The sequence below is a fragment of the Mesorhizobium abyssinicae genome (assembly GCF_049887195.1).
Lineage (GTDB): Bacteria > Pseudomonadota > Alphaproteobacteria > Rhizobiales > Rhizobiaceae > Mesorhizobium > Mesorhizobium abyssinicae.
This window is the reverse complement of the sequence record NZ_JARAKC010000037.1, coordinates 12,564-27,060: the sequence shown is the minus strand read 5'-3', so window position 1 is coordinate 27,060 and position 14,497 is coordinate 12,564. Positions and strand designations below refer to the sequence as shown.

Annotated in this window: 8 protein-coding genes and 5 pseudogenes; all 13 read left to right on the top strand. The window is 58.5% G+C overall.

Annotation, left to right across the window (positions count from 1 at the left end; all coding sequences use genetic code 11):
- Positions 1 to 122, top strand: a pseudogene (locus tag PU724_RS32170) (IS110 family RNA-guided transposase); the annotation flags it as partial.
- 143 nt (positions 123 to 265) lie between these two features.
- Positions 266 to 1,429 (top strand): annotated as a pseudogene (locus PU724_RS32165) (IS4 family transposase).
- Between the two features lie 293 nt (positions 1,430 to 1,722).
- Positions 1,723 to 2,148, top strand: a pseudogene (locus tag PU724_RS32160) (IS5 family transposase); the annotation flags it as partial.
- A pseudogene (locus PU724_RS32155) lies at positions 2,145 to 3,472 on the top strand (IS1182 family transposase). The pseudogenes PU724_RS32160 and PU724_RS32155, both read left to right, overlap by 4 nt.
- Positions 3,473 to 3,674: 202 nt before the next feature.
- The gene (locus PU724_RS32150) at positions 3,675 to 4,307 is read left to right on the top strand and encodes a M81 family metallopeptidase (protein WP_354425686.1); all 633 of its coding nucleotides are present in this window, start codon (positions 3,675 to 3,677) and stop codon (positions 4,305 to 4,307) included.
- Entirely contained in the window at positions 4,295 to 5,011 is a 717-nt protein-coding gene (locus PU724_RS32145; protein WP_354425684.1) for an MlrC C-terminal domain-containing protein, read from the top strand. Before PU724_RS32150 ends, PU724_RS32145 begins: the two co-directional genes overlap by 13 nt.
- Positions 4,912 to 5,187, top strand: a complete 276-nt coding sequence (locus PU724_RS32140; protein WP_354425688.1) for an MlrC C-terminal domain-containing protein — start codon at positions 4,912 to 4,914, stop codon at positions 5,185 to 5,187. Before PU724_RS32145 ends, PU724_RS32140 begins: the two co-directional genes overlap by 100 nt.
- A gap of 740 nt (positions 5,188 to 5,927) precedes the next feature.
- Positions 5,928 to 6,284, top strand: coding sequence for a serine hydrolase (locus tag PU724_RS32135; RefSeq protein WP_426213772.1), 357 nt, complete (start codon positions 5,928 to 5,930; stop codon positions 6,282 to 6,284).
- Between the two features lie 966 nt (positions 6,285 to 7,250).
- The gene (locus tag PU724_RS32130; protein ID WP_354425680.1) at positions 7,251 to 8,738 is read left to right on the top strand and encodes an ABC transporter substrate-binding protein; all 1,488 of its coding nucleotides are present in this window, start codon (positions 7,251 to 7,253) and stop codon (positions 8,736 to 8,738) included.
- A gap of 345 nt (positions 8,739 to 9,083) precedes the next feature.
- Positions 9,084 to 10,669, top strand: a pseudogene (locus PU724_RS32125) (gamma-glutamyltransferase family protein).
- 393 nt (positions 10,670 to 11,062) lie between these two features.
- Entirely contained in the window at positions 11,063 to 12,673 is a 1,611-nt protein-coding gene (locus tag PU724_RS32120) for an ABC transporter substrate-binding protein (RefSeq protein ID WP_354425678.1), read from the top strand.
- On the top strand, positions 12,673 to 13,614 hold the full coding sequence (locus tag PU724_RS32115) for an ABC transporter permease (RefSeq protein WP_354425676.1): 942 nt from the start codon (positions 12,673 to 12,675) through the stop codon (positions 13,612 to 13,614). Before PU724_RS32120 ends, PU724_RS32115 begins: the two co-directional genes overlap by 1 nt.
- Position 13,615: 1 nt before the next feature.
- Positions 13,616 to 14,497 (top strand): ABC transporter permease, encoded by an 882-nt coding sequence (locus PU724_RS32110; protein WP_354425675.1) that lies wholly within the window; start codon positions 13,616 to 13,618, stop codon positions 14,495 to 14,497.

The window sequence follows — 14,497 nt, the reverse complement described above, 5'->3', positions numbered from 1 at the left end:
GGCGCGGCCAGCAGAAAGCCATCGTTGCGCTCGCCCGCCGGCTGGCGGTGATCATGCATCGCATCTGGAGCGACGGCACACAGTTCCGCTGGACCAGGACGGAAATCATGCCGGTCGGCTGAACAATTGATAAACATCGCCCCCGATAGACGCAGGGCTGTCCGGGGAAAGATAGGGGTGAATCGAAATGCCGCATGCGCATGCCCCGTAAGACAGGGTTTTTCCGTCTACCTTCTGGTTGTCGAGACTCAGAAAGGGACGGGGCATGCGCTTTACGCCTAGCATTCTTGGCAAGCTGGTTGAACCGCTCAATCGGCGCCGCTTCCAGACGATTGTGGATAGCCATGATGGGGACGCCTACGACAAGTCGTTCCGCAGTTGGGACCATCTCATGGTGCTGATCTACGCGCAGTTGAGCGGCGCTGACAGCCTACGCGGCCTTGAAGTGGGCTGGAACGCCAACTGCCAGCATCACTACCATCTGGGCAGCGACCGGCTGCGCCGCTCGACCTTGTCGGATGCCAACCGGCGCCGCCCCGTCGGCGTGTTCGCCGAGACCTTCGACCTCATCGCCAGCCAGCTCGACCGCCACACGCGCCGCGAAGGCGCGGCCATGCTGCGGCTGATCGATTCCACGCCCATTCCGCTCGGCAAGGCCTGCGGCTGGGCCAAGTCGAACGGCCGCATCCGCGGCATGAAGCTGCATGTCGTCTACGATCCAGACAGCGACTGCCCGCGCGTCCTCGACATCACCGACGCCAATGTCAACGACGCCGAGATCGGCCGCACGATCACCCTTGAGACCGGCGCCACCTATGTGTTCGACAAGGGCTATTGCCATTACGGCTGGTGGACGGCGATCGCCGCAGCCCAAGCCTTCTTCATCACCCGCCCCAAATCCAACATGGGGCTCAAGGTGCTCGGCAGCCGCCCTATCAAGGGCGCGCAGGGTGACGGCTTCACCGTTCTCGAAGACGTCGAGGTGAGCCTTGCCAGCAAGAGCCACCGCAAGCTGCCCATCCCATTGCGACGGCTCACCGTGCAGCGCCAGAACGGCGACACCATCACGCTTGTGACCAACGATCTCCAGCGCCCCGCCGTCGAGATCGCCAACCTCTACAAGGGCCGATGACAGATCGAGCTCTTGTTCCGCTGGATCAAGCAGCACCTCAAGATCCGCAAGTTCCTCGGCACCAATGACAACGCCATCCGCCTGCAGCTCTTCGCCGCGATGATCGCCTATGCGCTGCTGCGCATCGCCGCCCGGGCCTGCCGTATCGCCATGCCTATCCTCAGGTTTACCGATCTGGTCGCCCGATGCCTCTTCGAGCGACGAAACATCGCCGCCATCGACAAACCGCCCCCCGTCAACCCAAGTCAACGCAAGCTCAGATCCTCCCCAAACCAGATGAGCTTCTCCTATGCATGACTTTCCCCGGACAGCCGTGCGATAGACGGGGACGACACTAGTTCCACCCACCGGTGGAAAAGCTGTCCTTCGCGGGACGAGGATGAGGTGAGTTCGTCGACTGGCTTGGCTTGATTGCCCATCATCGGGCAATCAAGGCGCTCGACAGATTGTTCCACCCATTCTTCTGAATCCCCATAGAGGGCAGGGCCAGAGCGCCGATCCCGGAGAGAAGCAAGGCCCCGCGAAAGACGTCTAATGCCGGCAAAGCGAAAAGAGAAGGAGGCGCTTGACTTCAAACCGCCGAATAGAGAAGCCAGTCGGTCAAGGCTCCGCAAGCTGAAACAAGGGGTTACGACGCCGGCAAGAAGATTGTCGGCCGCAAGCGACACATTGCCGTCGATACGGATGGGCGGCTGTTGATGGTCAACCTCACCACCGCAGATATCTCCGACAGTGCCGGCGCTCAGGCGATCCTGGACGGCATCCGCAAGCGTTGGCCCTGGGTCAAGCATCTGTTTGCCGACGGCGCCTATGACAGGCTGAAGCTCATGGACAAAGCCGCCTATCTCGACTTCGTGGTCGAGATCATCCGTCGATCCGACGACCAGAAGGGCTTCCAGATCCTGCCCCGCCGCTGGGTCGTCGAGCGGACCTTCGGCTGGATGACAAGATGGCGCCGCCTCGTACGCGACTACGAGCAGCGCATCGACGTCTCGCAAGCCATGATCCTCTTATGAGCAAGGAATTTCGCCCCTGGAAGATCGATGAGGCACAGCTTCTGCCGCCGAGCGTGCAGGATTACGTGCCCAAGAACCACCTCTCTCGGCTGATCGTGTCGCTGGGGAGGGAGGAGCTTGATCTATCCGCGATGAGCGTCAGTTACACGAGCGTGCTTGGTCAGCCGCCGTTCGATCCGCGCATGATGACGGCGCTGCTTTTGCATGGCTACGCGAGCGGCCTCTACTCTTCGCGCCGGATCGCCAAGGCGGCCTTGGAGCGTGCGGATTTCATGATGATCGTGGCGGGCGACCCGCCGGACTTCCGCACGATCTCGGAATTCCGCAAGCGGCACTTGCCGGCGCTGGCCTCGCTGTTCGTGCAGGTGTTGAAGCTCGCTGAGAAAGCAGGTTTGGTGAAGCTCGGGCACGTCGCGCTCGATGGCACCAAGATCAAGGCGAACGCGTCGAAACACAAAGCGATGAGCTATGAGCGCATGAAGAAGCGGGAAGCGGAGCTCACGGGCGAAGTCGACCGCTGGCTGGCCGCCGCCGAGGCCGCCGATGTGGAGGAGGACAAGCTGCACGGCAGCGAAGCGCGGCGATGAGATGCCCGATTGGGTGGCCGACAAGGAGAGGCGGCTTGCCAAGATCCGCGCGGCCAAGGCCGAGTTGGAGGCAGAAGCGAAAGCCGCCGCCGCGGTGGAGGAGCAGCGCCGAGCCGAGGCCGAGGAAACGCGCATCGCCGAAGGTCGCAAGAAGAACGGCAAGACACCAGCGCCGCCCTCCGCGCCCGACGCCAAAGCACAACGCAACTTTACCGATGCGGACAGCCGCATTCTTCTGACCAAGGACGGTTATATCCAGGGCTACAACGCGCAAGCCGCTGTCGACGCCAAGGCCCAGGTCATCGTCGCGCACTGGCTCACCACCAGCATGAGCGACCACGGCCAACTGGTCGGCCTGATCGACGGCATTGAGGCCAATCTCGGCGCCAAGCCGAAGGAAGCATCGGCCGATAGCGGCTATCTGAGCGAGCCGAACCTGCAGGCCTTGGCCGATCGCGAGATCAGCGCTTACATCGCAACCGGACGAGCCAAACACCCCGCCGAAGGCAAACGAAAGATCAAGGAACCGCTCACCCAGGCCATGCGGGACAAGCTCAAGCGGGCGGGATGGCGAAGCAAGTACAGGCTCAGAAAGCAAATCGTCGAGCCAGTGTTAGGACAGATAAGCAAGCAAGGGGTTCAGGCAGTTCTTGTTGCGGGGCATCGAGAAGGTGAACGCCGAATGGGCGATAATCTGCACCGCCCACAACCTCACAAAGCACGCCAACGCCGCCTAAGCCGCTTATCGTTCATGAAACAGCCCGACGCCAAGACTAACTGGACAGGCTCCTAGCATGGAGTTTTCATTTCAAACCCCGCCAGGCATTGTTGTCTACATTGCAGCAACAAAGGCAGATTGCCTCGAACCGTCCGCTCTATCACGCTACCAATGACTATCTCCAAACCTGCGGCTCCCGCGCAATTTTCAGAAGAGGGTTTATGAGCCACCGCATCCTCACCGGCCATATCAGTCAGGAGACAAACAGCTTCAATAAGATCCCGACCACACTCGAACATTTCCGGGCCTCGGGATTGCTGTGGGGTGATGAGATCCCACCAGCGCTACGCGGCACGCGCACTACGGTGGGCGCGATGTTCGAGGCGGCGGAAAAATTCGGCTGGGCGCTGTCTCATCCACTCATCGCCCGTGCGAATCCTGGAGGCCCCCTCACAAAGGAGACTTTTGAGCAAATAGCTGATTGGTTCCTCGCAGGAGCCAAGGGTTGCCATGGGGCGCTGTTCGAATTGCATGGCGCAATGGTCGCGGAGGGCTACGAAGACCCGGAAGGGGAAATCCTCGCTCGCTTGCGAGCCGTACTTGGACCTGGCGTTCCGATCATCGCCACGCTTGACTTGCACGCTAACGTTACTGAAAAGATGGCTACAAATGCGTCGGCGCTGATCGCCGTGCGCACATATCCCCATATAGACTATTACGAGCGTGCGTGGCAGGGGGCCGAGCTGCTCGACCGTGCCCTTCGTGGGGAGATAAATCCCCGAACGGTCATTGCTAAGCGGCCAATGTTGCTTGGTCTCGATGGCGGGCGGAAGTGGGCCCCATGTGCGAGCTGATCAACCGGGGGAATGAGCTAGAGGCCTCTGGAAAGGCACTCGTGGTTAGCGTCTGCGCCGGATTTGAACTTAGCGACATTTATGATGTTGGGCCGAGCGTGACCGTGACTGCAGATGGCGACACCGCGGCAGCGCAGCGTATCGCCGAGGACTTCATGGATTACGCGTGGGAAACGCGTGAGTTTCTCTCCGCCCCTTGGGCGGCAGCCAACGCCGTTGAAGCGGCGGAGTACGCTAAAGCCGGAGAGCTGCATGCCGAAAAGCCTCTTGTGCTGGCCGACAACAGCGACAATCCGGGCGGCGGGGCATATGGTGACGGCACGGAACTGCTGCGTGCCATGATCGCGGCTGACCTCCAGAATGCGGCCTTCCATGCAATCTTTGATCCAGCGGCCGTCCAGGCCGGAATTGCGATTGGAGTCGGAAACACGGGACGTATCGTGCTGGGTGGCAAGCACGACCCGGGAGCGGGAGGCGGACCTCTTGAGGTGGAAGGGCAGATAGTCTCAATAACTGATGGTCATTTTCGGTGTTATGGGCCTTCATTTCTCGGCGGTGGGATATGGAACAGCTTTGGGCCCAGCCTGATGCTCCGTGGGGCGGCATCGAAATTGTTGTCATCTCGCGCAATGGCCAAGGTGCCGACCTCGCGCAACTCACCTCTCTCGGCATTGACCCACTTCACTGCGCGACCATCGCCTTGAAGTCCTCTCATCATTTCCGGGCGGCATTCGAGCCAATTGCTCGCGAGGTGCTTATGGTGGACGGGGGTGGAATGTTGGGGGCATCGGCGACGTCTAAGCTAGTTTATCGCCGTGTCCGTCGTCCCATTTGGCCAATGGACGACGTGCAGGGAGCAAACCGCGCAGGAACAAGATAGCTCAAACCGTGCTGGATTCATATTCTGGCCTTAAGCTTTGCGGGAGCTGCGGGGTTGCTAGCCGAGGGTGATTCATCGGAGAGCAACAATCTGCCTACAATTCGGAACAGTTGGTATAGTGGCCTGAACCGCTCCGTCGATCGCGGCGGTCCCATGGCGGCAAACTTGGTCGGCCCGGCTCGCACGCTCCAATACCTGAAAGCAGGGGTGACCCGGTCGCCGGAGGAGGACCTTCAGAAGGTAGTATGAGAGATATCGACATGTCTGATCCATCATCGCCCCTCAACACACAGTGTGCCCACACGCGCGAATTCAAAGGACGCCGCTATTTGGATGGCTGGGTATCCGACCCTTCAGAACAGGGCTGGATGTGTGGATCGCCGCCGCCGGTTGAGAAGCGCGTTACGTTTGAGAGCGACAATTTTCTGGAGTTTCCGCAGCTCAGATGGTCCCTCTCTCACATGCGAGAACTGCTGCCCACGGTGAACGTATGGCGAGGCCGTGGAGGAGTGTCACATTTCCAAAGCGAAGACCAAGCACCGGAAATCGACTCTCTCGAGTTCATCGACCTGGACGGACGAGAGCGTCGATTCGACGAGCGCTCTATGAGACTTACACGGACGGGATCATCGTCATGCACCGGGGCCGGATAGTGTATGAACGCTACTTTGGCGCCTTGAGCGGCATGCCACATGGATGCTGCATGCCACTCGGTCACCAAGTCATATGCGGGAACGCTTGTGGCTGCTCTCGTTCAGGAGGGTGTGCTCGACGACAAAAAAACAGTTGGGTATTATCTATCTGAGCTTCGCGGAACCGCGTTTGAGGACGCGACTTTTCGCCAAGTCATGGATATGCGCACTGGCGTGTCCTTCACTGTCGATTACGACGATCCATACTCGGGCATTTGGCAATTTTCCCGGGCTTGCGGGTGGCGCCTGCGAACCAAAGATATGAAAGGGCCACGGACGTTCACCGAGTACTTGCGCACTTTGACCAAGGTGGCCGAACACGGCGAAGCGTTCGCCTACAAGATCGTAGATACCGAAGTGATGTCCTGGGTAATGGCACGTGTCACAGGTCGATCCTTCGCGTAACTGCTCGAGGAACGCATTTGGGGGCCGATTGGCTGCGAAGAGAATGGCTACCTGCCGGAATGACTGTCTCTGGTGCCGGGCTGTCGTGCACGTTGCGTGACCTTGCGCGTTTTGGCGAACTGATGAGACGAGAGGCGAATGGGATGGAAAGCAAGGGATCCCAGCAACGGCCATACACGACATACGAAGCGGCGGCGATGCGAGGTCCGACGTGAGCCAACCGCGTGAGTTTTCGTACCGCAGTCAATGGTGGCTGACGCACAACGAAGTGGACTGTTTCGAAGCTCGAGGACTGAAGGGACAGCGACTGAACATTGCGCCCAAAGCAGAGATGGTGGTCGCGCGTTTTGCGTCACATCCAATCGGAAAGAGCTCGGCTAACGAGCCCATAACCGGGCCGCAGATACTGGCCCTGGCGCGAACATTGCGCGGTTAGCGGTCCGCATGAGGCGCTCGAGCCGATTTTGTCTGCCAAATGTGTGAACCGGACGTTTCTGGCTTGCTGGCGTACTGCAGGGTCACGACGATCCCAGTTCGCGTCCAGCACGATCAGCCCTTGGCTTTCGCTGGGTTGCTTGGTTGAGGCCACTGTGTGAATCTATCGGGACCTAACCGTTGAAGCGGCGAGCCGGCCTAGAAGGTCTTCTTTCCGCCGCACTTGTCCCACGGATCTGTCAAACCCCCACAAACATTGCAAATCCCTCTAACAGTTGATTGGGATGTTTCAAGAGTTGACGGATTTTTAGCGCAAACCGTTCTTGGCAGGCGCTATCTTTTGGAGGCCGGCTCGGTGGTGTGTGCCGTCTCAATATGAGCTGCCCCATCAAGGCGTGGCAAAGGGAGGATAACTTATGGCAATCTCTCGACGTGACCTGATTAAAGCGGGCCTGGCAGCCGGAACCGCGTTTGTCGCTACCCTCCGTGGTTCGGGCTGACACTGAGCCCGCCAACGCACGGACGGTCCGCATGGTGAAATCCGGATTTATCAACATTTTCGACCCAATCGTTACGACGTCCAATTCAACTACTGATCACGCTATGGCCGTCTACGACACGCTTTTCGCTGCCGACTCTAAACTTATGCCGAAGCCCCAAATGATCAGCAAATGGGGCGTATCCGACGATAAAAAGACCTACACGTTCGAGTTAAGGGACGGTCTCGGCTTTCACGACGGCACCCCCGTGACCGCGGCGGATTGCGTGGCCTCCATACGGCGCTGGGCGTCGGTGGATGAGGGTGGTAAAATAATCATGGCACGAGCCAAGGATATCTCCAAAAGAGACGAGAGGACATTTACCATCGCGCTGAGTGAGCCGATGGGGGCCCTCATCGACACCTTAGCATCATCCAATTATTTCCTGGCGATTATGCGCGAGAAGGACGCAAATCGTCCTTCAACTGAGCAGGTGACCGCGAATATTGGTTCGGGTCCGTTCAAATTCAATCAGGATCTTGCCAAGCCTGGTGCGAGCTTCGCTTGGGATCGCAATGATAAATACGTGCCGCGCAAGGAGCCACCAGATGGGTTTGCTGGCGGTAAGATTGTAAACGTTGATCGTGTTATTTGGAACAATATCGCCGATCAACAAACTGCTGTGGCAGAACTTCAGCAAGGCGAGATCGATTACTTAGACTCGCCGCCCATTGATATTATTCCGGTAATCGAGAGCGATCCTAATCTTGTGCTCCAGGTCCTTGACAAGGGAGGCTGGGACATGTGGCTGCGCATGAATTGTCTGCAGAAGCCATTCGACAACGTAAAGGCGCGTCAAGCTCTGCTTCACCTCATAGACCAGGAGGCGTTCATGCGCGCCTCGTTCGGCAATCCAAAATACGTTGCTAGCATCACGTCTATATTTGGAAATGCAACGCTTTACGCCAACGATGCAAATACGCAATGGTATAAGAAAGGCGGGGACCCAGAAAAGGCGAAGCAGCTCTTTAAGGAGGCGGGCTACGCCGGCGAGAAAGTCATCATTCTCGACCCGACGGACTGGCGCGAGGGAGACAATGCCTCGCAACTTTTGGCGGCCGAGCTCCGCAAGATTGGGGTCAATGCCGAACTCGCGCCAAGTGACTGGGGCGGGGTCGTTGCGCGCCGGGAGAACAGGGGTCCCGTTGAGGAAGGAGGCTGGAGTATCTTCATCACCAGCGACAGCGACGCTGGTCACCGCAATCCAAACGAGTCACCGATGTTTACGGCGAACGGGGAAAAGGCTTGGTTCGGCTGGCCGAAGAATGATGAATATGAGGCGCTCCGGGCTAAATGGGTGGATGTTGAATCGCTCGAGGAGCGGAGGGCCATGGCTCGAAAGATGCAACAACTATATTGGGACTTTGTGGGCGGGGTTTTCTTGGGTGTCTATACGACACCAATCGCTCGCCGTAAGGAGCTTACCGGGCTGATAGGAATGCCGAATTTTGTTCCGATGTGGAACATGCAGAAGGCCTGAAGCGCGTCACATGGTGCAAGCAGTAGTCTCGACCATCGCCGTTATGGCAATGGTCGAGATTTGTTTCTCTCTCGCCTCCACTGCTATGTTGCCGCCAGTGAGCCGGCGGACTCAATTAGCGGGATTGACGTGGCCGGCGCCATCAAATCGATGGTCAGAATAAGTGTTGGCGAACCTGGTTCCGCTTTGTTTTGCTACGTTTCGCGCCTGGGCAGGTGGCAGGCGCGGTTCTTACCTGCCGTGCCCAGAGCGCTCAGATGTTCCCTAGAATGACCGCTGGCGACAGGCATTTGGCCGAGATCACAGACGGTACAAAGCAACATTCGCCACGCCACGAGGAGATATATGCGTAATTTCCAGGGTCCCGGGCGATCCGCGGCGCGTTCCACGCAAGGGATGGCCGCCACATCACATCCTCTGTCTACGCTTGCCGCTATAGACATTCTTCGGGCTGGCGGTAACGCGGTGGACGCGGCGATCTGTGCCTCCGCTGTTCAAACGGTGGTTGAGCCCCAATCGACGGGAATTGGCGGCGACTGCTTCGTCCTTTACTGCCCCGCGGGGACGGACGTGCCCATCGCACTGAATGGGTCTGGTCGTTCGCCCGCTAAAGCGACGATTGACTGGTATCGCGACAGAGGCATGGCGGCCATGCCCATCTACGGACCTCATTCCGTAACAGTGCCGGGCGCGATCGATGCTTGGTGCCGCCTGCAACAAGATTACGGAAAGCTCGGATTGGCGGAGGTGCTTGCTCCCGCCATTTATTATGCCGAGAAGGGGTATGTGGTGCATGACCGGATATCCTTCGATTGGGCAGCCTCGGTTAGCCTTCTGGCGGCCGACCCACATTCGGCAGAAATCTTCTTACCTGGCGGCCAGGCTCCGCTGGCCGGCGATACGCACCGCCAGCCTGCCTTGGCCCGCACATTGCAGAAGATAGCGAGCGAGGGGCGCGACGGCTTCTATGTCGGCTCGGTCGCCGAAGCCATAGTGCACCGCCTGAAGGAGCTCGGTGGGCTGCACACGTTAGAAGATTTCTCCGCGGCAGCGGGTGACTACGTCACACCCATCTCGGCAGACTACCGTGGCTTCCGTGTTCATCAGGTGCCGCCGAACAATCAGGGTCTGACAGCGCTCCTCATGCTCAATATTCTTTCAGGTTACTGTCTTACCATCTCGAGCCGCACGGAGCAGACAGGCTCCATTTGGAGATTGAGGCCGGCCGTCTCGCCTTTCGAGACCGTGACTTTCGATTGGGGGATGCCGAGAGCAGTTGGGAAGGCTCAACTAGGATGCTGTCTTCTCAGCACGCTAATTGCTTGCGTGAGGGAATAAACATCGGTCGTGCCATGACCAATCTGCCCGATCCAGAACTCGCAACGAGCGACACAGTTTGCATTGCGGTGGTCGACAAGGACCGCAATGCAATTAGTTTGATCAATTCGCTTTCCGGTCTTTTCGGCAGCGGCATCTCCTGTTTGGAGACCGGCGTCGTTCTTCACAACCGCGCCGCTAGCTTCCGGCTGGATTCTTCGCACCCTAACGCCCTCGCGCCCCGCAAGCGCCCGCTCCACACCCTTATGCCGGGCATGATTACGCGGGCCGGACGCGCGGTGATGCCCTATGGTGTGATGGGCGGGGACTACCAGCCGTTTGGGCATGCCCACTTTCTGAGCAACGTGATTGCCTATGGCATGGATCTGCAGGAAGCAATTGACGATGCGCGCGTGTTCCACAGAGACGGATGCGTAGTGGTTGAGCACGGCGTGAGCTTGGATGCAATTCATCAACTGCGAGATAAAGGGCACGCCGTGGTAATTGCAGACAAACCGCTGGGCGGCGCGCAGGCCATCTGGATAGACCACGAACGAGACACGCTGACCGGAGCCTCTGACCCTCGAAAGGATGGCATGGCGGCTGGTTATTGACCCGGCCGTGTCATCCATGATGTTCGGAGGCCTGCCTCGAGCGGGCGTGCGGTTTGCATGATGCATGGACCGATCTGCGATGGGTGTCGCCAGAAGCGGATGTCCTGTGACGAGGGAGCAAGCAACGCGCCAGGCCGAGCAGAATGCGAATATCGCACGTCAGCTCCAGAGCCGGTCACCTGGCGGCGCGGCCCATCAAAGGACATTTCAAATTGCGCGGTGATATGGGGCACCCATTTCAGAGATCGACGCCTTTTGGCGCGGACTCTGCCTCACGATGGTAGTAGTGATCTAGATGCCCCACCGACAGCTCGTGAGGAAGACGTTTGTGGTGGCGTGACAAACCAAAAAAGGCGCGAACCAACAGCGCGATAGACTCCAAAGGGAATTGACATGGCTCTTTCTCGCCGCACTCTCTTCAAGACGGGTATCGCTGCGGGAGCGGCTTTATCCGTCCCATCCATTCTCCGAGCGCAAACGCAGCCGGGCCTCGACCGCACGGTTCGCATGGTGAAGTCTAGCGACTTGCGGGTGTTTGATCCGATCTGGACGGCGACAAACATCACTGCCGACCACGGCGCGGCGATTTACGACACCCTGTTTTCAGTCGACGCGAAGTTCATGCCTCAACCGCAAATGGTGTCGAGGTGGGAACTCTCCGACGACAAGAAGACCTACACTTTCAAGCTGCGGGACGGCTTGGGTTGGCATGACGGCACCCCCGTCACCGCCTCGGATTGCGTCGCTTCAATCCGCCGCTGGGGCCAAGTAGCTCCCGGCGGGCAGCTCCTCATGGAGCGGGCCAGCGACATCTCGAAAAAGGACGAAAAGACTTTCACAATTTCGCTCAAGGATCCGCTTGGAATTCTAATCGATCTCTTGGCAGACCTCACTCCGCCATGCCTATTTATCATGCGCGAGAAGGATGCCAGCCATCCCGCTAGTGAGCAAGTGACGACCAAGATCGGATCGGGGCCCTTCAAATTCAATGAAGCCCTCGCAAAGCCCGGCGCGAGTATCACATACGATCGCAACGAAAGATACGTGCCGCGTAGAGAGCCGTCGGACGGATTGGCCGGCGGGAAAATCGTCAAGGTGGACCGCGTGGTCTGGGATGTGATTGCCGACCAGCAGACGGCTATGGCCGCCTTGCAAGCCGGTGAAATTGACTATTTCGAGTCGCCCCCGGCCGATCTCTACTCGTTGATCGAGAGCGATCCCAATCTTGCTCTCCAAGTCTTAGATCAGGCGGGTTGGGACGCGCTCGTGCGCATCAATTTGCTGCAGCCGCCATTTGACAATGTAAAAGCGCGCCAAGCGGTGCTTCATCTGATCGATCAGGAGGCGTTCATGCGCGCTATGTACCCTGATCCAAAGTACGTCGATGTCGTCACTTCGATATTCGGCAAAAATACATTAGTGTCAAACGGCGAGAACACCGGATGGTATAAGAAGGGTGGCGACCCAGAAAAGGCGAAAGAGCTTTTTAAGCAAGCTGGATATGCCGGCCAGAAGGTCGTCATTCTCGATCCGACGGACTGGCATGAGGCAGACAATGCGTCTCAGCTTCTGGCGGCGGCGCTGCAGAAAATTGGGGTAAACGCTGAGTTGGCACCCATGGACTGGGGCGGCGTCACGACGCGCCGCGCGAACAAAGGGCCAGTTGAGAACGGCGGCTGGAGCATGTTCATCACCTCTGAAATGGATTTCTCCCTCGGCAATCCGCTGACGGACCCGCTCCTGACTGCCAATGGCGATAAGGCCTGGTATGGGTGGCCTAACAACGACGATTATGAAGCGCTTAGGCATAAATGGGCCGACGTCGAAACCCTCGAAGAGCGCAAGGCGCTTGCCCGAAAAATGCAAGCACTCTGGTGGGACTTCGTGGGCGATGTGAGGTTGGGAAAATACATTTCCCCGATCGCGCGCCGCAAGAGCCTCACGGGCATCATCGGCGTACCTGCGATCGTGCCGATGTGGAATATGCAGAAAGCTCCTGCCTGATGGCGGTTTATGTCCTTCGCAGAATGGTTTCGGCCGTCGCCGTCATGGCGATGGTCGGCGCCTTTGTGTTCCTGCTTCTCAGGCTGGCGCCGGGCGATCCGGCAGCGATTATCGCCGGAAAGTCGGCTACCGCGGAAATGATTGCCGGCATACGCGAGAAGCTTGGGCTCAACGATCCGATGCCTGTGCAATTCATCCGGTGGGTGGGAGACATGCTCGCCGGCGATTTCGGAACCTCCATTTTTGCCGGCCGACCGGTTCTTGAACTCATCGGTCAGCGATTAGAACCAACTCTTTCTCTTTCGATGCTGACGATGGTCCTTTCCGTGACAGTCGGCCTTGCTTTCGGAATCGTTGCCGCATGGCGAGCCGGCGGCATCGTCGACCGCATGCTTTCAGCCTTCGCGGCACTCGGCTTTTCGGTCCCGGTATTCGTCATCGGTTTTTTCTTCATATATTGGTTCGCGATTAGCCTCCATTGGGTCCCGGTACAAGGGTATCGGCCAATTAGCCAAGGCATCGGACCGTGGTTTGATCACCTGATCTTGCCGACGCTGGCTTTGAGCCTTGGTTATATCGCTTTCATCGCTCGGATCACGCGCGCAAGCATTCTCGAAGTCCTGTCGGAAGATTACATGCGGACGGCTGCCGCCAAAGGCGCCTCATCATATGCCATGCTTTTCCACCATGCCTTGAAGAATGCTGGCGTCCCGATCCTGACCGTCGTAGGCTTATGTTTCGCCTATCTAATCTCCGGCGTCGTCATCACGGAAACTGTATTCAACGTCCCCGGTATCGGTCGCCTGACGGTTGATGCGATCAACAACCGCGATTACCCCATAATCCAGGGCGTACTCATCCTTGCTTCGGGTATGTATGTCCTTATCAATCTAGCTGTCGATCTTGCTTATACCCTGATCGACCCTCGCATCCGGTATTGATATGACGCTCGTCTCTCCAGCAACTGAAACTGTGCCGCTCGGCCGCTTGCAGCTGTCGGACCTTCCCCGTGTGGCAAAGCGGCATCCGCTGGTCATGATTGGCGGCGGTCTTCTGGCGCTGTTGATCGTCCTTGCTTTTGCTGCGCCATTTTATGCCGGTGATCCATTGAACATGGACCCTTTCAAACGCCTTCAGCCGCCTTCCGCCGAAATGTGGTTCGGGAGCGACAATTTGGGCCGCGACGTGTTTGCGCGAACGATTTTCGGCGCCCGGATCTCCCTCATGGTCGGATTGATTTCGGCGGCGTGCGCGGCTGTAGCCGGGCTCTTCATTGGCATCGTCGCCGGCTACATCCGGGGCTTCGACAGCGTCATCATGCGGGTGATGGATGGCTTGATGTCAATCCCAACGATCTTGCTGGCAATCGCTTTGATTTCGTTGACCGGTCCCGGTATCGGCATCCTCATCCTCGCAATCGCAATCCCTGAACTCCCAGGGGTAGCCAGGCTGGTCCGCTCAGTAGTTTTAAGCGTGCGCGAACGCCCTTATGTCGAGGCTGCGATTTGCGGGGGCGCCCGGCTACCGAAGGTGCTGTGGCGACACATACTGCCGAGCACCATCCCGGCGCTCATGGTCCAAGGCGCCAATGTGTGTGCCAGCGCGATCCTGACCGAGGCGGCTCTGAGCTTTTTGGGTGTGGGTGTGCCGCCGGAGATCCCCAGCTGGGGCAATATGATCGCCAGCTCGCGCCTGTATCTCGCCATCGCCCCATTGACGATCTTCGCCCCGGGGATCGGCCTTGCTGCCACAGTCCTCTCCGTCAACCTGCTCGGAGACGGCCTTCGCGACCTGTTCGATCCGCGCGCTAAGCGGAGGCGTTGA